Source organism: Leclercia tamurae (genome assembly GCF_025566055.1).
Classification (GTDB): Bacteria; Pseudomonadota; Gammaproteobacteria; order Enterobacterales; family Enterobacteriaceae; genus Enterobacter; species Enterobacter tamurae.
The window spans coordinates 18,880-44,145 of sequence record NZ_JAMHKS010000071.1 but is presented as its reverse complement, the minus strand read 5'-3'; the positions used below and the strand labels follow the sequence as shown (position 1 = coordinate 44,145).

Annotated in this window: 23 protein-coding genes; 4 read left to right on the top strand and 19 right to left on the bottom strand. The window is 54.3% G+C overall.

Translation table 11 applies throughout. The features are described 5' to 3' along the window. Nucleotides 1–93: 93 nt before the first annotated feature. Both M8318_RS09175 and M8318_RS09170 read left to right on the top strand, forming a co-directional pair. On the top strand, nt 94–840 hold the full coding sequence (locus tag M8318_RS09175) for a 4'-phosphopantetheinyl transferase family protein (RefSeq protein ID WP_262662085.1): 747 nt from the start codon (nt 94–96) through the stop codon (nt 838–840). A gap of 20 nt (nt 841–860) precedes the next feature. Then, nucleotides 861–1,427: an NADPH-dependent FMN reductase gene (locus M8318_RS09170; RefSeq protein ID WP_106995553.1), complete on the top strand. Its 567-nt coding sequence runs from the start codon at nt 861–863 to the stop codon at nt 1,425–1,427. 96 nt (nt 1,428–1,523) lie between these two features. Here the strand turns inward: M8318_RS09170 and M8318_RS09165 are convergent, their stop codons facing one another. After that, the gene (locus tag M8318_RS09165) at nt 1,524–2,858 is read right to left on the bottom strand and encodes an NCS2 family permease (protein ID WP_146145543.1); all 1,335 of its coding nucleotides are present in this window, start codon (nt 2,856–2,858) and stop codon (nt 1,524–1,526) included. A gap of 168 nt (nt 2,859–3,026) precedes the next feature. Here M8318_RS09165 and yieH point away from each other — a divergent pair, with 168 nt between their 5' ends. Beyond that, nucleotides 3,027–3,692, top strand: a complete 666-nt coding sequence (gene yieH, locus M8318_RS09160) for a 6-phosphogluconate phosphatase (protein WP_262662084.1) — start codon at nt 3,027–3,029, stop codon at nt 3,690–3,692. A gap of 40 nt (nt 3,693–3,732) precedes the next feature. On the opposite strand, the gene M8318_RS09155 is transcribed toward yieH, so the two are convergent. The 9 genes from M8318_RS09155 to glmU form a co-directional block, all read right to left on the bottom strand. Further along, nucleotides 3,733–4,902 carry an alpha/beta hydrolase-fold protein gene (locus M8318_RS09155; protein ID WP_408612220.1) on the bottom strand — a complete coding sequence of 390 codons (1,170 nt, stop codon included), beginning with the start codon at nt 4,900–4,902 and terminating at the stop codon, nt 3,733–3,735. 26 nt (nt 4,903–4,928) lie between these two features. Continuing rightward, a complete protein-coding gene (locus tag M8318_RS09150; protein WP_262662083.1) occupies nt 4,929–6,467 on the bottom strand; it encodes a carbohydrate porin in 1,539 nt (512 codons plus the stop codon). A 327-nt stretch (nt 6,468–6,794) separates the two neighbouring features. Then, nucleotides 6,795–7,520, bottom strand: a complete 726-nt coding sequence (phoU, locus tag M8318_RS09145; RefSeq protein ID WP_106995549.1) for a phosphate signaling complex protein PhoU — start codon at nt 7,518–7,520, stop codon at nt 6,795–6,797. A gap of 14 nt (nt 7,521–7,534) precedes the next feature. Next, nucleotides 7,535–8,308, bottom strand: coding sequence for a phosphate ABC transporter ATP-binding protein PstB (pstB, locus tag M8318_RS09140; RefSeq protein WP_106995548.1), 774 nt, complete (start codon nt 8,306–8,308; stop codon nt 7,535–7,537). Between the two features lie 47 nt (nt 8,309–8,355). Then, nucleotides 8,356–9,246, bottom strand: coding sequence for a phosphate ABC transporter permease PstA (gene pstA, locus M8318_RS09135; RefSeq protein WP_262662082.1), 891 nt, complete (start codon nt 9,244–9,246; stop codon nt 8,356–8,358). Next, a complete protein-coding gene (gene pstC, locus M8318_RS09130) occupies nt 9,246–10,205 on the bottom strand; it encodes a phosphate ABC transporter permease PstC (protein ID WP_106995546.1) in 960 nt (319 codons plus the stop codon). Before pstC ends, pstA begins: the two co-directional genes overlap by 1 nt. A gap of 82 nt (nt 10,206–10,287) precedes the next feature. Beyond that, nucleotides 10,288–11,328 carry a phosphate ABC transporter substrate-binding protein PstS gene (gene pstS / locus M8318_RS09125; RefSeq protein WP_225759919.1) on the bottom strand — a complete coding sequence of 347 codons (1,041 nt, stop codon included), beginning with the start codon at nt 11,326–11,328 and terminating at the stop codon, nt 10,288–10,290. Between the two features lie 288 nt (nt 11,329–11,616). After that, a complete protein-coding gene (glmS, locus tag M8318_RS09120) occupies nt 11,617–13,446 on the bottom strand; it encodes a glutamine--fructose-6-phosphate transaminase (isomerizing) (RefSeq protein WP_262662081.1) in 1,830 nt (609 codons plus the stop codon). Between the two features lie 178 nt (nt 13,447–13,624). Beyond that, nucleotides 13,625–14,995 (bottom strand): bifunctional UDP-N-acetylglucosamine diphosphorylase/glucosamine-1-phosphate N-acetyltransferase GlmU, encoded by a 1,371-nt coding sequence (gene glmU / locus M8318_RS09115; protein WP_262662080.1) that lies wholly within the window; start codon nt 14,993–14,995, stop codon nt 13,625–13,627. A gap of 343 nt (nt 14,996–15,338) precedes the next feature. Here glmU and M8318_RS09110 point away from each other — a divergent pair, with 343 nt between their 5' ends. Continuing rightward, nucleotides 15,339–17,432, top strand: coding sequence for a right-handed parallel beta-helix repeat-containing protein (locus M8318_RS09110; protein WP_262662078.1), 2,094 nt, complete (start codon nt 15,339–15,341; stop codon nt 17,430–17,432). 337 nt (nt 17,433–17,769) lie between these two features. On the opposite strand, the gene M8318_RS09105 is transcribed toward M8318_RS09110, so the two are convergent. The 9 genes from M8318_RS09105 to atpI are packed head-to-tail and all read right to left on the bottom strand — an operon-like array spanning nt 17,770 to nt 24,652. Continuing rightward, nucleotides 17,770–18,189, bottom strand: a complete 420-nt coding sequence (locus tag M8318_RS09105; protein WP_106995541.1) for a F0F1 ATP synthase subunit epsilon — start codon at nt 18,187–18,189, stop codon at nt 17,770–17,772. Between the two features lie 20 nt (nt 18,190–18,209). Then, the gene (gene atpD, locus M8318_RS09100; RefSeq protein WP_106995540.1) at nt 18,210–19,592 is read right to left on the bottom strand and encodes a F0F1 ATP synthase subunit beta; all 1,383 of its coding nucleotides are present in this window, start codon (nt 19,590–19,592) and stop codon (nt 18,210–18,212) included. A gap of 26 nt (nt 19,593–19,618) precedes the next feature. After that, the gene (gene atpG / locus M8318_RS09095) at nt 19,619–20,482 is read right to left on the bottom strand and encodes a F0F1 ATP synthase subunit gamma (protein ID WP_106995539.1); all 864 of its coding nucleotides are present in this window, start codon (nt 20,480–20,482) and stop codon (nt 19,619–19,621) included. Between the two features lie 50 nt (nt 20,483–20,532). After that, nucleotides 20,533–22,074: a F0F1 ATP synthase subunit alpha gene (gene atpA, locus M8318_RS09090; protein ID WP_106995538.1), complete on the bottom strand. Its 1,542-nt coding sequence runs from the start codon at nt 22,072–22,074 to the stop codon at nt 20,533–20,535. A gap of 12 nt (nt 22,075–22,086) precedes the next feature. Next, a complete protein-coding gene (atpH, locus tag M8318_RS09085) occupies nt 22,087–22,620 on the bottom strand; it encodes a F0F1 ATP synthase subunit delta (protein ID WP_262662075.1) in 534 nt (177 codons plus the stop codon). A gap of 14 nt (nt 22,621–22,634) precedes the next feature. Next, on the bottom strand, nt 22,635–23,105 hold the full coding sequence (gene atpF / locus M8318_RS09080; protein WP_032615498.1) for a F0F1 ATP synthase subunit B: 471 nt from the start codon (nt 23,103–23,105) through the stop codon (nt 22,635–22,637). 53 nt (nt 23,106–23,158) lie between these two features. Next, nucleotides 23,159–23,398: a F0F1 ATP synthase subunit C gene (gene atpE, locus M8318_RS09075; RefSeq protein WP_000429386.1), complete on the bottom strand. Its 240-nt coding sequence runs from the start codon at nt 23,396–23,398 to the stop codon at nt 23,159–23,161. A 49-nt stretch (nt 23,399–23,447) separates the two neighbouring features. After that, nucleotides 23,448–24,263 carry a F0F1 ATP synthase subunit A gene (gene atpB, locus M8318_RS09070; RefSeq protein WP_106995536.1) on the bottom strand — a complete coding sequence of 272 codons (816 nt, stop codon included), beginning with the start codon at nt 24,261–24,263 and terminating at the stop codon, nt 23,448–23,450. 8 nt (nt 24,264–24,271) lie between these two features. Then, the gene (atpI, locus tag M8318_RS09065) at nt 24,272–24,652 is read right to left on the bottom strand and encodes a F0F1 ATP synthase subunit I (RefSeq protein ID WP_262662072.1); all 381 of its coding nucleotides are present in this window, start codon (nt 24,650–24,652) and stop codon (nt 24,272–24,274) included. Nucleotides 24,653–25,266: the final 614 nt, after the last annotated feature.

The window sequence follows — 25,266 nt, the reverse complement described above, 5'->3', positions numbered from 1 at the left end:
TTACCTCCATTTAGCCATTAAAACAGTAAGCGAGTTAAGCGATAATCATGTAACCGTTTAACCCGACTACTGACCATTATCATGGAGCGAAAAATGGCTACGCATTTTGCAAGAGGGAAGCTGACCGAGGGGCGGCTGGTTTCAACCAGACTCTCTTCATCCTGTTATAACGACGCGCGGAAGCTTCCAGAACATCGCCGTACACGGTTTTTGGCTTCCCGGATGCTGCTGGCTGAACTATTGTTTATGCTTTATGGCACCAGCGAGCTGCCGGACGTGATCACCGAGCCCGAGGGACGCCCGGTGTTTGCCGATCCGGAGCTTCCCCGTTTTTCCATTGCCTACGCCGGCAATATCGTGGGCCTGGCGCTGACGACTGAAGGCGATTGCGGTCTGGATATGGAGCTGCAGCGGGCATTCCGCAGCCCGGATGGATCCCACGCCCATGATATCTACCCGCTCTCCAGCAATGAGAACTTATGGGTGCGTAACCAGAACGATCCCCACGAAGCCAGAGCGCAGCTGATTACCCTGCGCCAGAGCATCCGTAAGCTTTCAGGCAATGCCAGTGATTGCGCCAGCCTGCTGCAACTGTTACCGGGCTCCGGTCGCCTGCGGGCCGCCAGAGCTGCCCAGGTTGAAGCCTTAAGCGACGCCGAAGATGTCCTGATCTGGTCTATTGCCGTTACCCCGGCCATTGAACGGCTAAAAATCTGGGAGTTCGACAGCCGCCTCGGATGGCACAGTCTGCCGGACGTCCCCGCCCGCGCGAACGAACCGGCCGCACGCCTGATGCGTCTGACCAGTCTCCCGGCGGAAAAAGCGATTATCCTCACCTGACCTTTCAAGAAGGAGTTGTGATGTCTGATACGTTAAAGGTTGTTACGTTACTGGGAAGCCTGCGCAAGGGTTCATTCAACGGGATGGTTGCCCGCACGCTGCCGAAGCTGGCGCCCGAGGGCATGGAGATTAGCGCTCTGCCGTCGATTGGCGATATTCCCCTGTATGACGCGGATGTGCAGCAGGAAGAGGGGTTCCCGGCTGCCGTAGAAGCGCTGGCGGCGCAGATCCGCGAAGCGGACGGCGTGGTGATTGTCACTCCGGAATATAACTACTCCGTGCCGGGTGGCCTGAAGAACGCCATTGACTGGCTCTCCCGCCTGCCGGACCAGCCGCTGGCAGGTAAACCGGTGCTGATCCAGACCAGCTCCATGGGGGCGATTGGCGGCGCACGCTGTCAGTATCATCTGCGCCAGATCCTGGTGTTCCTGGATGCGATGGTGATGAACAAGCCGGAGTTTATGGGCGGCGTGATTCAGAACAAGGTCGACCCGCAGACGGGTGAAGTGATTGACCAGAGCACGCTGGACCATCTGAGCGGGCAATTGAGTGCGTTTGGGAAGTATATTCAGCGGGTTAAAGCGTAGGGGGAGTTGAGGGCTGGTGCCCTCACCCCGGCCCTCTCCCACGGGGAGAGGGTGCAAACACTAAAGCCCTTTTCTTAGAAAAGGGCTTGCTGTTTGTTACGCATCAATAAACGCAATCTTCAGCACGAACAGCAGCGCAACGACCATCACGCACGGGCTTATTTCACGCCAGCGTCCGGTGCCCGCCTTCATCACGCAGTAAGAGATAAAGCCCAGCGCAATCCCTTCGGTGATGGAGAAGCTGAACGGCATCATCACCGCGGTAATAAATGCCGGAACCGCTTCGGTCAGATCGTCCCACTTCACGCGCGACAGGCTGGAGGTCATCAGCACGCCCACGTAGATCAGCGCGCCCGCGGCGGCATACGGTGGCACCATGCCCGCCAGCGGTGACAGGAAGATCACCAGCAGGAACAGCAGGCCAACCACCACAGCGGTCAGACCGGTACGGCCACCCACAGAGACCCCGGAAGAGGATTCGATGTAGGCCGTTACGGACGAGGTCCCGATAAAGGAGCCAGCTACGGAAGAGATGCTGTCCACATACAGCGCCTGCTTCATGCGTGGGAATTTGCCCTTCTCGTCCGCCAGACCGGCTTTGTCGGTCACACCGATCAGCGTCCCGGAGGAGTCAAACAGGTTCACCAGCATGAAGGAGAAGATCACCCCGGCCAGACCCAGGTTCAGCGAGCCCGCCAGATCGACATGGCCGATCACGGTTGTGACGCTCGGCGGCGCGGAGACGATGCCGCTGTACTGCACATCGCCCAGCATCCAGCCCAGCAGGGTGGTCACAATAATGGAGACCAGCACCGCCGCGTGAATGTTACGTGAGGCCAGAATCGCGATGATGAAGAAGCCCAGCACGCCCAGCAGCACGCTGTGGGAAGTTAGTTTACCGATGCTGACCAAGGTTTCCGGGTTCGCCACGATCACACCGGCGTTTTTCAGCCCCATCATGCCGATGAACAGGCCGATACCGCTGGTAATGCCCACGCGCAGGCTGACGGGAATATTAGCAATCATCCAGTAACGCACGCGGAAAATGGTCAGGATCAGCAGACCGACGGCGCCCCAGAAGATAGCGCCCATCCCCACCTGCCACGGCAGGCCCATCGCCTGAACCACCACAAAGGCGAAGAAGGCGTTGAGACCCATCGCCGGTGCCAGAGCAACCGGCAGGTTAGCGAACAGTCCCATCAGGATGCTGCCGAAGGCGGCGATCAGACAGGTCGTAACGAAGACGGCGCTGGTATCCATGCCAGCAACGCCCAGAATTTGCGGGTTCACGAAAACGATATAGACCATCGTCAGGAAGGTGGTGAAACCGGCGATCACTTCGGTGCGTGCCGTCGTGCCGTGTTCGCGCAGTTTAAACACGCGCTCAAGCAAACCCGCGCCAGAAGACTGGGTAGTGTGTTGTTGACTCATCATCTATTTCCGAACAAGGAGGGAAAATTCGTCGCTATCCTATACCAAAATGCGACAATAGGCGCGGTTGAGAGGTACTTTTTTTCATTGAATTTGCTTATACGGCAACGATTGCGTCTCAACGTAATGCAGTACGTAAACGTTAAACTTGTTAAGAAAGGGAAATGCATGTCTCAGATTGAAGCGGTATTTTTCGACTGCGACGGTACGCTGGTCGACAGTGAGGTCATCTGTTCCCGGGCGTATGTCACCATGTTCCAGGAATTTGGTATCACGCTCGATCTCGAAGAGACGTTCAAACGCTTTAAGGGCGTGAAGCTCTACGAAATCATCGACATTATTAACGCCGAACACGGCGTCAGCCTCGCGAAAGCGGATCTGGAGCCTGTTTACCGCGCCGAGGTCGCACGCCTCTTCGACTCCGAACTGGAGACGATCGCCGGGGCCAGCGCCTTGCTGGATTCAATGGCGGTGCCGATGTGCGTGGTCTCTAACGGTCCGGTAAGCAAAATGCAGCACTCCCTTGGCAAGCTGCAGATGCTGCACCATTTCCCGGAAAAACTGTTTAGCGGCTACGATATTCAGCGCTGGAAACCCGATCCGGCCATGATGTTCCATGCCGCGAAAGCGATGAACGTCAACGTGGAGAACTGCGTGCTGGTGGATGACTCCAGCGCAGGCGCGCAGGCGGGGATCGCCGCAGGCATGGAGGTGTTTTACTTCTGCGCCGATCCGCACAACCCGCCGCTCGACCATCCGAAGGTGACCACCTTTACCGATCTGGCCCAGTTGCCGGAAATGTGGAAAGCGCGCGGCTGGCACCTTACCCGCTAAAACGGATAAGCCGTAAAGCGACTCGCTTTACGGCTTTTTGCTATTTAAACAGCTTCTGGACGAATTCCGCATAGGCCGGTCGCCAGACATCCATCTCATGGTTCAGGCCCGGATATTCGTGATAATCGAATTTGATCTGGCGTTGCTCAAGCTCCTGCTTCAACCCGGCGATATCCTTGCCTGTCACTGCATCTTTCTCGCCCACCACGACGGTGAAATTGCGTAGCTGTTTATTGATGGCCTGCGGATCGTTGAGCCGCGCGCTGACGCCCGCATCCGGCACCGTAGTAGTGGTAACGCCGCTAAAGGTAGCCAGCCAGCCAAAGCGTTCAAGATGGTTCATCCCGGAGACCAGCGCCTGATAGCCGCCCTGGGACAGCCCCGCCAGCGCCCGTCCTTCGGCATCGTCACGCACGTTAAACCGCTGGCTTACCAGCGGAATGATGTCGTTCATTAGCTCCCGGTCGGCAGCCTGGGCATTCAACGGATAGAAGGCCTTACGTCGCTCGTTAGGCACGAAGGTTTCAGGAACAATGCCCGCGGCATCGGTTTCCGTATCCGGCACCACCACCAGCATCGGCGCAATTTTTCCGGCCGCGAGCAGGTTATCCATGATCTGCGCGATACGCCCCTGATCGATAGCCGAACGCCCGGTATCACCAAAGCCATGATAGAAATAGAGCACCGGCAGCGGTTTTCCCTGTCCGTTGTAGCCCGGCGGCGTCCAGACGAATAGCTGACGCTCCGATTTCAGCGCAGCCGAATGATAGGTCAGGGTAATCAGATCCCCGTGCGGGACCGGATTAATATCCAGAAGACTGCCCGGCACCAGCACCATGCTGGTGTTCACCTGCCGCTGCGGCTTGGTCATCGCCGTGCCGGTATCAATGCTGCGCACACCGTCGACGTTGAAGAAATATTCATACAGATTGGGCTGCATCACCGGACCTCGCCAGCTCCAGAGACCTGAGGCGTCTTTGGTCATTGGATGGATATTTTCCGGGGTCGGGACCCCCACCACCACCGAGACGCTTTTCGCCGCCGGGGCGAAGTAGCGGTACGTCACCGTATTGTCGGCATTCACCTGCGTGACATACTGGCTCAGCGGGTGAGCGGGATCCGGGGCGGCGGGGAGATCTGCCGCGAACGCCGGATGTCCGAGAGATAAACAGAGTGTAATAACGGATAACGCGGTATTCATTCGTTTCATTAATAGTGTCCTTATATGCGATCCGGTTACCACCAGATTTCAGCCTGCGCGCCAATGGCAAACTGATCCTTTTTTTGGTCTTCGAAGGTGAAATTATCTAATTCCGTCTCTTCGGCTTTAATATAGGTTCCATAAAAACGCAGTTCCGGGCGCGAGGTCAACATACTGGTATTCACTTTGAAGGTATGGAACAGCGTGGTTTTATAACCTGACTCATAATATTTCTTGCCGATCGGGTCGGTGTTCTGCTGTTTGAAATAACCCAACTCCACACCCGTCTGATTATATTGATCCCAGATATACGCCGGGCGCACTACGGTACGAATGGATTCGAAATCGGAATGGGCCCCGGTTTCATAGCTGTAAACGTCATTCCCGAAAGAGTAGACCAGCGCACTGGCCATGATCACGTCATCCCGCAGATACATCTCTCCCTGCGAGGTCACGCGCACCGCCGTCCCGTTGGTATGATCGCCATAATAGCGGCCGTTGGAGGTGGTAAACGGGCTGGAGCCGGCATAGCGCGAGAAGCTGCTGGCAATAGAGTTATTTGCCAGCAGGACGGAAAACTCGTTGAATCCACCGCCATCCAGTTTTTGCGTTAAGGTGGTGCCCACCATCCAGGTATCTTTCCACGGATAATAGCCGTTGTAGTCCTGGTTATACTTTTCGCTTGAGCTTTGGTTGGCCGCGACATAGCGCCCGCTGAGCATCAGCGAGGCCTTATCCCACACCGGCAGCGCTTTATAACGCAGGTCGATGGTGTTGGTATTCAGCTGCTGCTTGTTTTTGAGCTGACGGTCATAGTCGTCCACATCTTCACGCACCAGCGCAATATCCACCTTGCCGGGCCCCACTTTCCAGTTTTCCAGCCCGACGCCCGCAGCGGCATCCGTGCGTTGGGTTTTCCAGTCCAGCATCTGGATTTCGATTTTTGGCGCGCCGTGCTTCCCGACCCAGAAATCCGCCTCCGGGGCAAACGGCAGGAAGCCCTGGGTGGTGACGTACATATCGGAGAACTGCAGATAGTTCTCCCCGCCCGCGTTATCGCCAAACCAGCCGGTGGAGTACTGCTGGCCCACGTTGCCATCCAGCATCACAATGGCATCGACGCGTTTATTGCCTTCGTTGTAGACCCGCTGCTTAAGCTGCAAATCGAACCAGCCAGAATATTCGTTGCCGAATCGTCCGAGGGATCCAATTGCCCAGGATTTCGGCGCACCATGGGATGCCGTGCCCCAGCCGGAGCGGAAATAGCCGTTATAGCTAAAGCCAATTTCATCCTTCACGAATTTACTAAAGTCTTTCATGGTGACGGAGGAATAAACCTCCCCGGTAGTGGCCTCCCCCGTTTTGACCAGCACGGCAGCTGGTTTTTTCGCCGGGGTGGCGGCCTGGGTTTTGACGATCTCCTTATCCTTATACTGCTGGAGCTCTGCCTGGGTCTCTTTTAACGCCTTTTCCAGCAATTCGAGGCGCTGCTCTACCGTTAATGACGCAGACCCGGCATGACCGAGAGGTGCCATCATTAAAATAGCCGAGGTAATAAGGGTTCTCCTGAACATAATATTAGTCCCTGTTAATTTATCTTTTAAAATAAAAAAACCTGAAAGCGATTAACCTCCGTAAGGAGATAATCACTTTCAGGTTTTGCCCGCGTAATAGCGGTAACAATCCAGTTTTGCTTAATAACGTTATTAGCGTATTAAGGTGTTTCAGTTGCTCACGTTAATAACGGGATGTTTTAGGGTAGAAGAGAAAAGAAAACAACCGGGAAAAGAGTGAAGTGTGACTGACGGCAATATTATTACGCAGCGATACGGTGAGTTATTCGCAGAGAAAATAGTTTGATATTTAAATATAACGCCAGCAAAGCTGGCGTCAGAGAAAAATTACTCTTTTGGATCGCTACCCGCGAGCATTTTGTCCAGCTCATCCCCGCCAACGTGACGGAAATCCTGGCCCTTCACGAAGTAGAAGATGTATTCGCAGATGTTCTGGCAACGGTCACCGATGCGTTCGATAGAGCGGGCGCAGAACAGGGCGGTCAGAACGCTTGGGATGGTGCGCGTATCTTCCATCATGTAGGTCATCAGCTGACGTACAATGCCTTCGTACTCCTGGTCGACCTTCTTGTCTTCACGGTAGATACGCACAGCCTCATCCAGATCCATACGCGCAAAGGCATCCAGCACGTCGTGCAGCATCTGCACGGTGTGGCGCCCCAGCGACTCCAGGCTCACCAGCAGCGGCTGGTGCTGATGGGAGAACTTCTCCAGCGCGGTGCGGCAGATCTTGTCCGCCACGTCGCCAATACGTTCCAGCTCGGCGATGGTTTTGATGATCGCCATCACCAGACGCAGGTCGCTCGCCGTTGGCTGACGCTTGGCGATGATGCGCACGCAGGCTTCGTCGATCGCCACTTCCATCATATTGACGTGTTTGTCGCCTTCCACCACGCGCTTCGCCAGCTCGCTGTCCTGGTTATGCATTGCGGTGATCGCGTCAGAAAGCTGCTGCTCGACCATTCCGCCCATGGTCATCACCTGGGTGCGGATGCTTTCCAGCTCTGCGTTGAACTGGCCAGAAATGTGTTTATTAAGATTGAGATTATCCATTGCGCCCTCCTGAATCAGCCGTAGCGTCCGGTGATGTAGTCTTCTGTTTGTTTCTTCGCGGGCTTGGTGAACAGATCGTCCGTGTTGCTGAACTCAATCAACTCGCCCAGGTACATAAACGCCGTGTGGTCTGAACAACGCGCGGCCTGCTGCATGTTGTGGGTGACGATCACTACGGTGTAATCCTGTTTTAACTCAGTGATCAGCTCTTCGATACGGCCAGTAGAGATCGGATCCAGCGCTGAGCACGGTTCATCCAGCAATAACACTTCCGGGCGAATGGCGATACCACGCGCAATGCACAGACGCTGCTGCTGACCACCGGAGAGAGAGTATCCGCTCTGGTGAAGTTTATCTTTGGTTTCGTTCCATAATGCGGCCTTGGTCAAGGCCCACTGCACGCGCTCGTCCATATCGGCACGGGAGAGCTTCTCAAACAGGCGCACGCCAAAGGCGATATTGTCATAAATGGACATCGGGAACGGCGTCGGTTTCTGGAACACCATGCCCACTTTGGCACGCAGCAGGGCGATATCCTGGGTATTGGTCAGGATGTTATCGCCATCGAGCAGGATTTCGCCTTCGGCGCGCTGCTCCGGATAGAGTGAATACATTTTGTTAAAGGTACGCAGCAGCGTGGATTTTCCACAGCCCGACGGACCGATAAATGCCGTGACCTGGTTTTTAGCAATATCCAGGTTGATGTTTTTCAGGGCATGGAACTTGCCGTAGTAGAAGTTCAGATCACGAACCGAAAGGATCCCCGGGGCAGTATCGACCATACTCATTGACTCATTTCCTCATCCGGCGCCGCAGCGTGCCACGCCGTCAATAATTAACCGTGTTTCTTCTTCGCGAAAATAACGCGCGCCAGAATGTTCAGTAACAGTACGCACAGGGTAATAATCAGTACCCCGGCCCAGGCCAGTGACTGCCATTCGGCAAACGGGCTCATCGCAAATTTAAAGATGGTGACCGGCAGGTTGGCGATCGGCTGCATCATGTCCGTGCTCCAGAACTGGTTGGAGAGGGCGGTAAAGAGCAGCGGTGCGGTTTCACCGGCAATACGGGCCACGGCCAGCAGGACGCCGGTCAGGATCCCGGAGATGGAGGCCTTCAGGGTGATGGCAGAAATCATCTTCCACTTCGGCGTGCCCAGCGCGTAGGCCGCTTCACGCAGGCTGTCCGGCACCAGTTTCAGCATGTTCTCGGTGGTACGGATGACGATCGGCACCTGCAGCAGCGCCAGCGCAATCACCCCAGCCCAGCCGGAGAAGTGCTCCATCTGCGCCACCACGATGGTGTAGACAAACAGACCGACCACAATCGACGGGGCAGAGAGCAGAATGTCGTTGATGAAGCGGATCACTTCCGAAATCCAGGATTTACGGCCGTACTCCGCCAGGTAGATCCCCGCCATGATGCCGAGAGGGGTACCGAACACGGTCGCCCACAGGATCAGCAGGCCGCTGCCCGCCAGGGCGTTCGCCAGACCACCGCCCGCCGTATTTGGCGGCGGGGTCATCTCGGTGAACAACGCCAGCGACATGCCGTCGATACCGCGCGTTACCGTGGAGAACAGGATCCAGATCAGCCAGAACAGACCAAAGGCCATCGTTGCCATCGAGAGCGTCAACGCGAGGCGGTTCTTCATGCGGCGCTTCGCCTGCATTTTGCGGCGTGATTCCGCCAGCTCCACGGTGTTTTGCATTTCGAGCGTTGCCATTAGCGTGCCCCCTCATTTTTCGCCAGGCGCATGATCATCACTTTGGAGATCGCCAGAACGATGAAGGTAATAACAAACAGGATTAAGCCCAGTTCCATCAACGCGGCAACGTGCAGGCCCGATTCCGCTTCAGCGAATTCGTTAGCCAGCGCCGAGGTGATGCTGTTGCCCGGCATGTAGAGCGAGGCGCTATCGAGCTGGTAGGTGTTACCGATGATAAAGGTCACGGCCATGGTTTCACCCAGCGCACGACCCAGACCCAGCATTACACCGCCAATCACCCCATTTTTGGTAAATGGCAGGACGATGCGCCAGATCACTTCCCAGGTGGTGCAGCCGATGCCGTAGGCCGACTCTTTCATCATCACCGGGGTCTGTTCGAAGACATCGCGCATTACCGCCGCGATGTACGGAATAATCATGATGGCGAGGATGACGCCTGCGGCCAGGATCCCGATACCGAACGCCGGACCGGAGAAGAGCGCGCCGACAAAGGGAATATTCGACAGGACGTTGCCCACCGGCTCCTGAAAGTATGTCGCGAACAGCGGGGCAAAAATAAACAGGCCCCACATGCCGTAAACGATACTCGGGATTGCCGCCAGTAGCTCAATGGCAATACCCAGCGGACGCTTCAGCCAGTTCGGTGCCAGCTCCGTCAGGAACAGGGCGATACCGAAGCTCACCGGCACGGCAATCAGCAGGGCGATAAAGGAGGTCACCAGCGTGCCGTAAATCGGCACCAGCGCACCGTAGATATCGTTCGGGGCATCCCACTCTTTGGTCCACAGGAAGGAGAAACCAAATTTCTGGATGCTCGGCCACGAGGAGAAAATCAGAGACACGATAATGCCGCCCAGCAGCAATAGCACAATCAGCGCAGCCAGTCTTACCAGCGCGCTGAAAATCATGTCACCTTTTTTACCCGGAGGGTTAAATGCAGGCTTGGTTGCAGCCATAAATTACTCTTCTGTTTGAGACGTTTCACGAAAGTTAGCGGGTAAGCTCACGCCACCCGCCATCTTCGTCAAAAATATCCTGTTAGTACAGCGCTTTACCGCTGCTGTCTTTCACGTTGGTTTTCCATGCAGCACGAATCTGCTCAACCACGCTGTCCGGCAGGCTGGCGTAATCCAGGTCATTAGCCTGTTTGCCGCCATTTTTGTATGCCCAGTCGAAGAACTTCAGCACTTCAGCGCCCTGCTCTGGCTTCTTCTGATCTTTGTGGACCAGGATGAAGGTGGTAGAGGTAATTGGCCAGGCTTCATCACCTTTCTGGTTGGTCAGATCCTGTGCGAAGGATTTGCTCCAGTCAGCGCCTTTGGCAGCATTAGCAAAGTTCTCTTCGGTCGGGCTAACCGGTTTGCCATCAGCAGAAATCAGCTTGGTGTACGCCAGGTTGTTCTGCTTGGCGTAAGCGTATTCTACATAGCCGATTGAGCCAGGCAGACGCTGTACGAAGGCCGCGATACCGTCGTTACCTTTACCGCCCAGGCCGGTCGGCCAGTTCACGGTAGAGCCGGAACCCACTTTGGATTTCCACTCTTCATTCACTTTCGCCAGGTAGCTGGTGAAGACGAAGGAGGTACCGGAGCCGTCAGCACGACGAACCACAGCGATGTTCTGCGAAGGCAGTTTCACGCCCGGGTTCAGTTTGGTGATGGCTTCGTCATCCCATTTTTTGATTTTGCCGAGGTAGATATCACCCAGGGTTTTGCCATCCAGCACCAGCTCGCCGGACTTCAGGCCAGGGATATTCACGGCCAGCACAACACCACCGATAACGGTCGGGAACTGGAACAGGCCTTCCTGCGTCAGTTTTTCATCCGACAGCGGCGCATCAGATGCACCGAAATCAACGGTATTTGCGGTAATTTGTTTAACGCCACCGGAGGAGCCGATACCCTGGTAGTTCACCTTGTTACCAGTCTCTTTCTGGTAGGTATCAGCCCATTTGGCATACACCGGCGCAGGGAAGGTTGCACCAGCGCCAGTCAGGCTTGCCTCTGCGAATACAGAGAACGCGCTCATCGATAAGGTCGCGGCGACAACAGTTGCGACAGTGGTACGCATAACTTTCATAATGTCTCCTGCAAGATTTTCGTAAATCGTTGTTTAGTGGCTACGATGAGCAAAATAGGACAAACAGGTGACAGAGAAATGTACGAATTATGACAGTTTTATGACAGCCACAATTTCGCTTAAAGAAAATCAGAATAACTCTTTATTATCAGTGATTTGATAGGCTTTATGACACTATGATTTCAGAAAAATTTTCTTTCTGTGACACTGAAAAAATAGCTGAAGATGACAGTTTGTCATTTAAAAACGCGGATAAAAAAGCTCCACCCGAAGGTGGAGCTGGAGGGGTTATTCTACGGTAACGGACTTCGCCAGGTTACGCGGCTGGTCAACGTCGGTACCTTTAATCAACGCGACGTGATACGCCAGCAGCTGCAGCGGTACGGTATAGAAGATTGGCGCGATCACCTCTTCCACATGCGGCATCTCGATGATGTGCATGTTGTCGCTGCTGACGAAACCGGCATCTTTATCAGCGAAGACAAACAGAACACCGCCACGGGCGCGGACTTCTTCGATGTTGGATTTCAGTTTTTCCAGCAGTTCGTTGTTAGGTGCCACCACGATCACCGGCATATCCGCATCGATCAGCGCCAGCGGGCCGTGTTTCAGCTCGCCTGCAGCGTAAGCTTCCGCATGGATGTAGGAGATCTCTTTCAGCTTCAGCGCGCCTTCCAGCGCGATCGGGTACTGATCGCCACGGCCAAGGAACAGGGCGTGATGTTTGTCAGAGAAGGCTTCCGCCAAGGCTTCAATGCGTTTGTCCTGAGAGAGCATCTGCTCAATGCGGCTCGGCAGCGCCTGCAGGCCGTGCACGATGTCATGCTCAACAGAAGCATCCGCCCCTTTCAGACGGGCCAGTTTCGCCACCAGCATCAGCAGGACCGTCAGCTGAGTGGTGAACGCTTTGGTTGAGGCCACGCCGATTTCGGTGCCGGCGTTGGTCATCAGCGCCAGATCGGATTCACGCACCAGCGAGGAGCCCGGCACGTTACAGATCGCCAGCGAACCGAGGTAACCCAGCTCTTTGGACAGACGCAGCGCCGCCAGGGTGTCGGCGGTTTCACCGGACTGCGACAGGGTGATCATCAGGCTGTTACGGCGCACGGCCGATTTGCGATAGCGGAATTCAGAGGCGATTTCGACGTCGCATGGCACACCGGCCAGGGCTTCAAACCAGTAGCGGGAGACCATACCGGAGTTGTAGGAGGTGCCGCAGGCCACGATCTGAATATGCTCGACGTTAGCCAGCATCTCGTTGGCGTTAGCCCCCAGCTCGCTCAGATCCACCTCGCCGTGGCTGATGCGCCCGGTCAGGGTGTTTTTGATGGCGTTTGGCTGCTCGTAGATCTCTTTCTGCATGTAGTGACGGTAAGCACCTTTGTCACCCGCGTCGTACTGCAGGCTGGATTCGATATCCTGACGCTTCACCGGCGCACCAGATTTATCAAACAGTTTCACGTCGCGGCGGGTCACTTCGGCAATATCGCCCTCTTCCATGAAGATAAAGCGACGGGTCACCGGCAGCAGCGCCAGCTGATCGGAAGCGATAAAGTTCTCGCCCATTCCCAGACCAATCACCATCGGGCTGCCCGAACGGGCTGCCAGCAGGGTGGATGGATCGCGGCTGTCCATGATCACCGTGCCGTAGGCACCGCGCAGCTGTGGGATGGCACGCAGTACGGCTTCACGCAGCGAACCGCCCTGCTCCAGCTCCCAGTGAACCAGGTGAGCGATCACTTCGGTGTCGGTTTCTGACACGAAGGTATACCCGCGTTCAGTCAGCGCTTCGCGCAGCGGCTCGTGGTTTTCGATGATGCCGTTATGCACCACCACAATGTGTTCAGAGACATGCGGGTGCGCGTTGCCTTCAGAAGGTTCACCGTGGGTCGCCCAACGGGTATGGGCAATGCCTGTGCCGCCGTGCAACGGGGTTTCTTCCGCGGCCTGCGACAGCATGTTTACTTTACCGAGGCGACGCAGGCGGGTCATGTGCCCTTCTGCATCGACCACTGCCAGACCGGCAGAGTCATAACCACGGTATTCCAGACGACGTAACCCTTCGAGAAGGATTTCAGCAATATCACGCTGCGCGACTGCGCCAACAATTCCACACATAGTTTTAGATTCCGAATAGAGGCTTTCGCCTGCGTTGTCGCTGACCTGTATGTGCCCTTTTTGGGCGCCCCGAGCCTTGTAGAGAGTGGGGTTATATTTTTAGAGACTGCCTTTGGGCGGGGGATTATGTTATCCCCTCAACCCGGACCTCTCCCCAAAGGGGCGAGGGATAAATCGGTTACTTCTTCTTCACCGGGCGTTTCCAGCCCTGCTTCTGCACCTGCGGCACGCGGCTGATCACCAGCTCGTTTTCGGCCACATTGCGCGTCACGGTCGTGCCTGCGGCAATGGTGACGCCTTTGCCGATGGTCACCGGTGCCACCAGCTGCGAATCGGAGCCGACAAACACGTCATCGCCAATAATGGTTTTAAACTTGTTCGCGCCATCGTAGTTGCAGGTGATGGTCCCGGCGCCGATATTCACGTTATCGCCGATCTCTGCATCGCCCAGGTAAGTCAGATGCCCTGCTTTAGAGCCCTTGCCCAGACGCGCTTTTTTCATTTCGACGAAGTTGCCGACGTGGGCACCTTCCAGCAGTTCAGCACCTGGACGCAGACGGGCGAACGGCCCGATGGTGCAGGCGGCTTCCAAGTGGGCATCTTCCACCACGCTGTAAGGGCTGATTTCGCAGTCGTCGCCAATCACGCTGTTTTTGATCACGCAACCGGTGCCAATTTTGACGCGGTTACCCAGCGTTACGTTGCCTTCCAGAATAACGTTAGTATCGATCTCGACGTCGCGCCCGTGATTGAGCACCCCACGCAGATCGAAACGTGACGGATCGCGCAGCATCACGCCTGCCAGCAGCAGTTTATCTGCCTGCTCGGACTGATAGATACGCTCAAGACGGGAGAGCTGGAGGCGGTTATTCACGCCGTCCGTTTCGCTGATGCGCGCCGGATGAACGGCGGCAATCTCACGCCCTTCCTGATACGCCATCGCGATGATATCGGTGATGTAGAATTCGCCCTGCGCATTGTTGTTGTTCAGCTGCGACAGCCAGCGCTTCATGTCTGCGCCATTGGCGATCAGAATCCCGGTGTTAATTTCCTGAATTTCACGCTGCGCATCGGTGGCATCTTTATGCTCAACAATGCCCGTCACTTTGCCGTTTTCACGGGTGATACGGCCATAGCCGGACGGATCGTCCAGCTTAACGGTCAGCAGACCAATCCCGCCCTGCGGCTTCGCGGCACGCAGGCGAGCCAGCGTCTCCACGGAGATCAGCGGTACGTCGCCGTAGAGCATCAGGATATCTTCGTCATCAGAGAAAAACGGCGCCGCCTGCTGCATGGCATGCCCGGTACCCAGCTGTTCTGCCTGCAGTACCCAGTTGAGCTTGTCATCACGCAGCGTCTGCTTCAGCAGATCGCCACCGTGGCCATAGACCAGGTGAACCTGGCTCGCGCCCATTTCATTAGCGGCATCAATGACATGCTGCACCATCGCTTTCCCTGCCAGGGTGTGCAGCACTTTTGGAAGATCGGAATACATGCGGGTGCCTTTGCCTGCGGCAAGAATGACCACGCTCATTGCGTTGTTCAACATACACGTCCTGACTGTAATTTGAGTGAAAAGTAAAACCCTTTGGCGTTGAAAATTCTACATATTTTGCGCCATAAAATGGAGAGGTGGTAAAACGCACAACCTCGCCGGTCTCGGGCTGTTTAAAGGTTCTTTTTACAGCAGAATAGAGGACTTTGCTTATGGAATATAGCGCCCTTTAGAGAAGTCTCCAGTCCGCACAACATGTTAGCTATTCTTTCGCTTCATGAATAAAGGCCTCAATAAGCAAAACACTGTTTTAATTATTGAAATATGTGACGTACAAAAAAGAAACACCGTTTTATTCTGATGATAATGGCGCTCAATTATTATTCAGGAGAATAAGATGAAGTCTAAAATACCTCTGGCCCTGATGATGTGTAGCGCTTTTTCCGCAACGGCCACCGAACAGCCCCATGTCTGGAAAGCCATTGCGTTTGGGCAATCCACGGATGTGAATTTTTCTTCCAACGTGCTGCCCGAAAAAATTGGCGTCAATGATGTCACTATCGACGGGAAAAAGCTCACGCCGCAGGAGAGCGCCGACCTGACAAAAGCGATCACGGTGGAGAGCCGTGGCGGCAAAATTGCCAACTCCCACGACGGGCTAACTTTCTTCTATACCGAACTGCCGGCGAGCGAGAACTTCGTCCTGCAGGCCAACATCCGGGTGGATCAGTTTGGACCGGAGAATGGCGCAAAACCTGCCGCGCAGGAAGGCGCCGGGCTGCTGGTGCGGGATGTCCTCGGTAACCCACGTCAGGCGCCGCTGAAAACCGGTTATGAAGAGTTCCCTGCGGCATCAAACCTGGTGATGAACGCCATTATGACCCAGGATAAAAAAGATCATCAGCGGGTGAAAATGCAGGCCATCACCCGGGAGGGGATCAGCCATCCGTGGGGAGATGCCGGGGCGGCCATTAAAAAACAGAGTTACAAAGAAGAAGTCGATCTGAGCCAGACCCCGGCGTTTCGCCTCAAACTCCAGCGCACGGACGATGGCTTTATTACCGCCTGGGCCCCGCTGGACAGCGACAGCTGGGTGAGCAAGAGCGTGCCGCGCGCGGATCTGATTTCGGTGCAAAACCCGGATCGCTACTACGTCGGCTTCTTCGCATCCCGGAATGCCAAAATCACGGTGACCAACGCCTCGCTGACCACCAGCCCCGCCCATACCGTGTCTTCGCCGCCATGGCAGGCAGAGCCGCTGCCGGTCGTGGTGCAGCTGGCTTCCGGGAACGTCAGCGCTTCCGGGGATTATCTGCTGCAGGCGCGCGCCAATGAGGACGGGGTATTCAGCGTCCGGCAAAACGAAGTGGTGATCGGTAATGAGAAAACGGTAAAAGCGGGGGAGATGTACACCCTGCCCGCCCGTCTTGAGCAGACCAGCACCTTTACGGTGGCCTTTACCCCGTCTCAGGGCACCCCGGTGAACCAGCAGCTCACCGTGGAACGCGTTGCAGACAGGGACACGGCGCTTCTGTATGCCGCCCCGGACGGCAAAGCGGAGGCGAAAGGTACCGCCGATGCGCCGCTGGATCTCGCCACCGCCATCACGCTGCTGGCCCCCGGCGGTAAGCTGGTGCTGAAAAGCGGCGATTATTCACGCAGCGAGATCCCGCTCTCGGCCAGCGGCAGCCGCGACAAGCTCAAAACGCTTCAGGCTGAAGGTAAGGTGGTGATCCGCGGTCTGCTGCTCGACGCCAGCTACTGGCATATCCAGGATATCGACGTTACGGAGAAAAGCTTGCGCGTTCAGGGTAGCCATAACCTGATCGAGCGCGTCAAAGCGTACCGTAATGACGACACCGGGATCCAGATCTCCTCTCCTGAGAAGATTGGTCGTCCGTTATGGGCAAGCTATAACCGGGTGGTGGATTCTGAATCCTGGGCCAACGAAGATCCCGGCAAGATTAACGCCGATGGCTTCGCGGTGAAGATGCGGGTAGGTGACGGCAACCGGCTGGTGAACTGCTATGCCCACGACAATATCGATGACGGTTTCGACCTGTTCAACAAGATTGAAGATGGTGCCAACGGCGTGGTGGTGATCGAGAATTCGGTTGCCAGCAACAATACCAGTAACGGCTTCAAGCTCGGCGGGGAAGGGCAGCCTGTGGCGCATCAGATCCGCAACAGTAAAGCCACCGGCAATCATCTGGACGGTTTCACCGATAACTTTAACCCGGGCAAGCTGGTAGTGGAGAACAACCTGGCGGTGGATAACCAGCGCTTTAACTACATCTTCCGCCCGAGCCCGTACGGAGACGTCACAACCCAGGGGACCTTTACCGGCAACGTGTCAGTTCGTCATCAGCCAGGGCAGTACGATGATGCAGTGGTGGGGATGATCGATAATACGAACTATTTTATCGCGAAGGGTAAAAGCGTGAATGCGGACGGGAAGGAACTGGATATGGCGCAGGTAAAAACGGAGTAACCAGGGAGGCGCTTCGCTTATCACACAAGGGTAAGCGTGGCGCCGCCCGGCAGGTCAGCAATTACAGGTTGAACGTACCGAAAGAGACGTTCATGTTGCTGAAGAGGGCGATGATTTTGTTGATGGTTTTCATGATGGCATCCTGATGTTTTTGAAGTTCAGTTATGTGACATACATCACAAAACGGAGTCTACTCCTCAACATTTTGCCGATCAATCATTTTGTGAGATAAATCACAAAATAATAAAACATCGTTTTGATTTCAGATTTAGTGAAACGAAACCATAAAAAAAGCCAGCCTGGAGTCCAGACTGGCTTTCGTGCTTTCAAGCCGGTGTTACATCGCTTTTTTGGTCAACTCGATAACGCGCAGTTTCGCGATCGCTTTGGCCAGCTCTGCAGACGCCTGAGCGTAATCCACGTCGCCATGAGAGCTCTTAATGTGCTCTTCTGCTTTACGCTTCGCTTCCAGAGCTCGCGCTTCGTCGAGATCCTGGCCACGAATTGCGGTATCAGCCAGTACGGTCACGCTGCCAGGTTGCACTTCAATCATGCCCCCGGACAGATAGATAAACTCTTCATGACCGAACTGTTTAACGATGCGGATCATACCAGGCTTAATGGCGGTGAGCAGCGGGGCGTGACCCGGGAAAATACCCAGTTCACCTTCGCTACCCGTTACCTGGATTTTCTCGACCAGACCAGAGAACATTTGTTGCTCTGCGCTGACGACGTCCAGGTGGTAAGTCATTGCCATATCACCCTCCGATTAAGGCGTTAAAGTTTTTTGGCTTTTTCCACGGCTTCGTCGATGGAACCCACCATATAGAACGCCTGCTCCGGCAGGTGATCGTATTCGCCTTCCATGATGCCTTTAAAGCCACGGATGGTGTCTTTCAGCGCAACGTATTTGCCCGGGGAACCGGTAAATACTTCTGCTACGAAGAACGGCTGGGACAGGAAGCGCTGGATCTTACGTGCGCGTGCTACCACCAGTTTGTCTTCTTCAGACAGTTCATCCATACCCAGGATGGCGATGATGTCTTTCAGTTCCTGATAACGCTGCAGCAGGGACTGTACGCCACGCGCGGTGTCGTAGTGTTCCTGACCAACAACCAGTGGATCCAGCTGACGGCTGGTGGAGTCCAGCGGGTCAACGGCCGGGTAGATACCCAGAGACGCGATCTGACGGCTCAGTACCACGGTTGCATCTAAGTGAGCAAAGGTGGTGGCTGGTGATGGGTCAGTCAAGTCATCCGCAGGTACGTATACCGCCTGAACGGAGGTGATAGAACCGGTTTTGGTAGAGGTGATACGTTCCTGCAGAACACCCATCTCTTCCGCCAGGGTCGGCTGGTAGCCTACCGCTGATGGCATACGACCCAGCAGTGCGGATACTTCCGTACCGGCCAGGGTGTAACGGTAGATGTTGTCAACGAACAGCAGTACGTCACGACCTTCGTCACGGAACTTCTCAGCCATAGTCAGGCCGGTCAGCGCAACGCGCAGACGGTTTCCTGGTGGCTCGTTCATCTGGCCGTAAACCAGGGATACTTTGTCCAGAACGTTGGAGTCGGTCATTTCGTGGTAGAAGTCGTTACCCTCACGAGTACGCTCACCCACGCCTGCAAACACGGAGTAACCGGAGTGCTCGATCGCGATGTTACGGATCAGCTCCATCATGTTTACGGTTTTACCCACACCCGCACCGCCGAACAGACCAACTTTACCGCCCTTCGCGAACGGACACATCAGGTCGATAACTTTGATGCCGGTTTCCAGCAGTTCCTGAGAGCTGGACAGCTCTTCATAGGAAGGTGCTGAACGGTGAATAGCCCAACGCTCTTCTTCGCCGATATCGCCTTTCATGTCGATCGGCTGACCCAGGACGTTCATGATACGACCCAGGGTTGCTTTACCTACTGGTACTTCGATTGGGTGCTCGAGATCTTTTACATCCAGACCACGACGCAGACCGTCGGAAGAACCCATGGCGATGGTACGCACGATACCACCACCGAGCTGCTGCTGAACTTCCAGCACCAGCTGCTCATTACCATTCTGAACCTCAAGAGCATCGTACACGCGCGGTACGGCATCCTGAGGGAATTCGACGTCAACCACGGCGCCGATTACCTGGACAATTTTTCCAGTAGCCATCTTGAATCCTCTACGAATTAACCTGGTTATACCGCGGATGCACCACCGACGATCTCGGTGAGTTCCTGAGTAATGCTGGCCTGACGAGCTTTGTTGTATACCAACTGCAGCTCTTTAATCAGGCTGCCGCCATTGTCGGTCGCGGCTTTCATCGCCACCATACGTGCGGCCTGCTCGCTGGCCAGGTTTTCTACCACACCCTGATAAACCTGGGATTCAACGTAACGACGCAGCAGGGTATCCAGCAGCGGTTTCGGATCGGGTTCATACAGGTAATCCCAGGATTTATGCTTCAACTCAGCATCGTCTGATGCCGGTAACGGCAGCAGCTGCGTGAGGGTCGGAACCTGAGACATGGTGTTAATAAATTTGTTGTTTACAACGTACAACCTGTCCAGACGGCCTTCATCAAAGGCCTGCAACATCACTTTTACCGGGCCGATCAGTTCGGACAGGGATGGGTTATCACCCATACCGGTCACCTGGGCGACAATGTTGCCGCCTACGGAATTAAAGAAAGAGACGCCTTTAGAGCCGATCATCGCGATTTCGCTCTGAACGCCTTTATCAGACCAGACTTTCATATCCGCCAGCAGCTTTTTGAACAGGTTAATGTTCAAGCCACCGCACAAACCACGGTCGGTCGACACCACCAGGTAGCCCACGCGCTTAACGTCGCGTTCTTCCAGGTAAGGATGCTTATATTCCAGATTACCGCTCGCAAGGTGACCAATCACTTTGCGCATGGTATCTGCATAAGGACGGCTGGCCGCCATGCGTTCCTGCGATTTACGCATTTTGGACGCGGCGACCATTTCCATCGCTTTAGTGATCTTTTGCGTGTTCTGGACGCTTGCGATCTTACTACGTATCTCTTTTGCGCCGGCCATGAGCTTCTCCTCAATGCCTTGCGGTCTGCCCTAAGACAGACCGCCAGACGTTACCAGGACTGGGTTGCTTTGAAGGAATCGAGCAGGCTCTTCAGCTTGCCTTCGATTTCGTCGTTATAGCCACCGGACTGGTTAATCTCTTGCATCAGCGGAGCGTGGTCACGGTCAGCGAAAGCCAGCAGTGCGGCTTCGAAGCTACCGATTTTCGCCAGTTCTACATCCCCCAGATAACCACGTTCTGCTGCGAACAGTACCAGGCCCTGCTGTGCGACTGACATAGGGGCATACTGTTTCTGTTTCAGCAGTTCGGTCACTTTCTGACCGTGGTCAAGCTGTTTACGGGTTGCATCGTCAAGATCGGATGCAAACTGGGAGAACGCTGCCAGTTCACGATACTGTGCCAGCGCGGTACGGATACCACCGGACAGTTTCTTGATGATCTTGGTCTGCGCTGCACCACCCACACGGGATACGGAGATACCCGGGTTAACTGCCGGACGAATACCGGAGTTAAACAGGTTGGTTTCCAGGAAGATCTGACCATCGGTAATGGAGATTACGTTGGTCGGAACGAACGCAGAAACGTCACCCGCCTGGGTTTCGATGATCGGCAGTGCGGTCAGAGAACCGGTCTGGCCTTTCACTTCACCTTTAGTGAAGTTCTCAACGTATTCCGCGTTAACGCGGGATGCACGCTCCAGCAGACGGGAGTGCAGATAGAATACGTCGCCCGGGAATGCTTCACGTCCTGGTGGACGACGGAGCAGCAGGGAAACCTGACGGTATGCAACGGCCTGTTTGGACAGGTCATCATAAACGATCAGTGCATCTTCACCGCGGTCACGGAAGTATTCGCCCATTGCGCAACCGGCATATGGTGCCAGGTATTGCAGTGCAGCAGATTCAGAAGCGGTAGCCACAACAACGATGGTGTTAGCCAGCGCGCCGTGCTCTTCCAGTTTACGAACCACGTTGGAAATGGTGGACGCTTTCTGGCCGATAGCCACGTACACACATTTGATGCCGGAATCGCGCTGGTTGATAATCGCATCGATTGCCATCGCGGTTTTACCGGTCTGACGGTCACCGATGATCAGCTCACGCTGGCCACGGCCGATTGGGATCATCGCATCAACGGATTTATAACCGGTCTGCACCGGCTGGTCGACGGACTGACGGTCGATTACGCCCGGAGCGATAACTTCGATTGGCGAGAAGCCATCGTTATCAACCGGACCTTTACCGTCGATTGGCGCACCCAGGGTGTTCACCACGCGACCCAGCAGGCCACGGCCAACTGGAACTTCAAGAATACGGCCAGTACACTTAACCTTCATGCCTTCGGCGAGGTCAGCGTAAGGACCCATCACAACTGCACCTACGGAGTCGCGCTCCAGGTTCAGTGCGATAGCGTAACGGTTACCCGGCAGGGAGATCATTTCACCCTGCATACAATCGGCCAGGCCGTGGATGCGGATAACACCGTCGCTTACAGAAACAATAGTACCTTCGTTGTGAGCTTCACTCACAACACTGAACTGAGCAATGCGCTGCTTGATCAGTTCGCTGATTTCGGTGGAATTCAGTTGCATGCTCCAGTCCCCTTAAGACTGCAAGACGTCTGCAAGGCGCTCAAGACGGCCGCGTACGCTGCCATCAATGACCATATCACCCGCTCGGATGATTACGCCCGCCATTACAGACTTATCGATATTGCAATTCAGCTTCACTTTGCGTGACAGACGTTTTTCCATCGCGGCGGTGATTTTCACAAGCTGTTCGTTACTCAGCTCAGACGCAGAAGTTACCTGAACTTCAACGGTGGCTTCACTGAGGGCACGTAAGTGCTCGAACTGCTCAAGAACATCCGGGAGCGCTTTCAGACGACCATTTTCTGCCATTACCCGAATCAGGTTCTGACCGTTGGTGTCCAACTGCTCACCGCAAATGGCGATGAACGAACTGGCGAGGGTTTCTGGTGCCAGTGCACCTGAAAGCATCTCGGCCATGTGTTCGTTTTTCGTTACCTCAGCGGCAAACGCCAGCATGTTCTGCCAGCGATCGACATTTTGGTGTTCGATAGCAAAGTCAAAAGCTGCTTTGGCGTAGGGGCGAGCTACCGTAACAAATTCAGACATCAGCCCCTCCCTCCTTACAGTTCAGCGACAAGTTTGTCCACGATGTCGCTGTTAGCAGCTTCATCCACGGAACGTTCGATGATCTTCTCGGCGCCAGCAACAGCCAGAATCGCGACCTGCTTACGCAGCTCTTCGCGAGCACGTTTACGCTCGGCATCAATTTCTGCCTGCGCTTGCGTCACGATTTTAGTACGTTCCTGTTCTGCTTCAGCTTTCGCTTCGTCCAGGATCTGAGAACGACGTTTGTTCGCCTGCTCGATGATTACCTGGGCTTCCGCTTTCGCTTTTTTCAGCTGGTCGGTCGCGTTGGCCTGTGCAAGGTCCAAATCTTTCTTAGCGCGTTCTGCAGAAGCCAGTCCGTCAGAAATTTCTTTCTGACGTTTTTCGATGGCTGCCATTAAAGGCGGCCATACGTACTTCATGCAGAACCAGACAAAGATAACAAACGCGATGGCCTGGCCGAGGATTGTTGCGTTCATGTTCACAGCACAATACCTCTTTAAATTTACAACTGTGGCTTAGGGTTTAAATCTACTTACTACGCGACAGCAAACATCACGTACAGACCCAGACCTACAGCGATCATCGGGATAGCATCCACCAGACCCATAACGATAAAGAACTGAGTACGCAGCAGAGGAATCAGATCCGGTTGACGCGCTGCGCCTTCCAGGAATTTGCCCCCGAGGATGCCGATACCGATCGCAGCACCGATAGCCGCCAGACCCATCATCACAGCGGCAGCCATGTACAGCAGATCCATATTCAGGTTTTCCATGACAGTCTCCAGTTTGTTTCAGTTAAAACGTAGTAGTGTTGGTAAAGAATCAGTGCTCTTCAGATGCCATCGACAGATAGACGATCGTCAGAACCATGAAGATAAAGGCTTGCAGCGTAATGATCAGGATGTGGAAAATGGCCCAAGGCACATTCAGAATCCACTGTGACCACCACGGCAGAAGACCCGCGATCAGAATGAAAATCAGCTCACCCGCATACATGTTGCCGAACAGTCGCAGACCGAGAGAAATCGGTTTGGACAGCAGGCTAACGCCTTCCAGGATCAGGTTGATCGGAATAAACGCCCAGTGGTTGAACGGCTGCAAGGTAAGCTCTTTCACGAAGCCGCCTACGCCTTTCATTTTGATGCTGTAGAAAAGAATCAGGATAAATACGCCCAGTGCCATAGACAGGGTGATGTTCACGTCAGCAGACGGCACCACACGCAGGGCAGGCAGACCGAAGATATGCTCGCCGATAAACGGCAGCAGGTCGATCGGCAGCAGGTCCATCAGGTTCATCAGGAAGACCCACACAAAGACGGTCAGCGCCAGCGGTGCAATCACCTTGCTCTTGCCGTGGTACATGTCTTTGACGCTGCCATGGACGAAGCCAATGATCATTTCGATGAAGGTCTGGAATTTCCCTGGAACGCCGCTGGTTGCACGTTTCGCAACGCCGCGGAAAATGGCCAGGAACAACAGACCCAGTGCCACCGAGAAGAACATGGAGTCGATATTGATCGTCCAGAAGGTGGCTGGGGGGTTATGCGGATCCACCAGCGAGAATGTACGCAGGTCCAGCTGAAGGTTATTCAGATGGTGTCCTATGTAATCCTGCGGCGTCATATTTTCTGAAGCCATGATGCCTTTTACCCTTTGTTATTGATTACAGCTGGCGCCAGAACTTGTACCACCAGCACCAAAACCCACGTCACTATCAGCGGCAGAAATACCACTTTAAAAACCGCCAGCGCCATCACCAGTAGAGCAAAGGTCAGCAACACCTTACACACTTCGCCCAGAGCGAAGGACCAGGCCATGCGGCCTTTGGCAGGTGTATGCGCCTGATGACGCCAGGCAAAAATCATAAACAACATATTCGGCAAAACGACTGCCGAACCTCCGCTTACTGCAGAGATGCCCCAGAAGGGGTCTTTGAGGCAGAACAGCAATCCACTTGCTATCACCGCCAGAAACTGAATGAACAGAAGCTTACGAGCAACGTTTCGACTCAAGAGCGACACAGACATCACGTTTTTACTCCTGCTCACTTCGAGGTATGTCGCGTGTCGTATAAAACGTCGTTTAGGGCTCAGAGTCAAGCAGCAAAAAGCGGTCAAATTATACGGTGCGTCCCCGTGATTTCAAACAATAAGTAGCGAAAAGGTGAATAAATGTTTAAATATTTTTCCCCGGCGCTATTTCTTAACTTTTCGTCAAACTGTGAATGACTCATCAAAACTGCAAACTACGCGGAAACATTGGCGATAAAGCGTGCACAGGATCACAAAATACACATTTACGATAAGGTCGAATAATTGAAATCAGTAAATCGCTATATTTCATCTTTATGATATTAAAGAGTAATTTAAGTAACTATTTACAAAACAGCCCTGTATACAACAAAAACCTTTTATTGACATTTATAATAAATATTTAACATTACGATCTGATTACTCACCCCTACTTTTAGCAAGCTGATATTTTCAGGGTTTATTATATTTTGGGTTAACTACACACTCAGGTTAACCCAAAGAAAATCCACAGTAAAAAAGCGGTTAAATTATCACTGGCTATTTCTTAACCTTCAGACTGTTTTTTAACATACTTAGAACAGCACAATTTCCACATTTTTTATTATTTT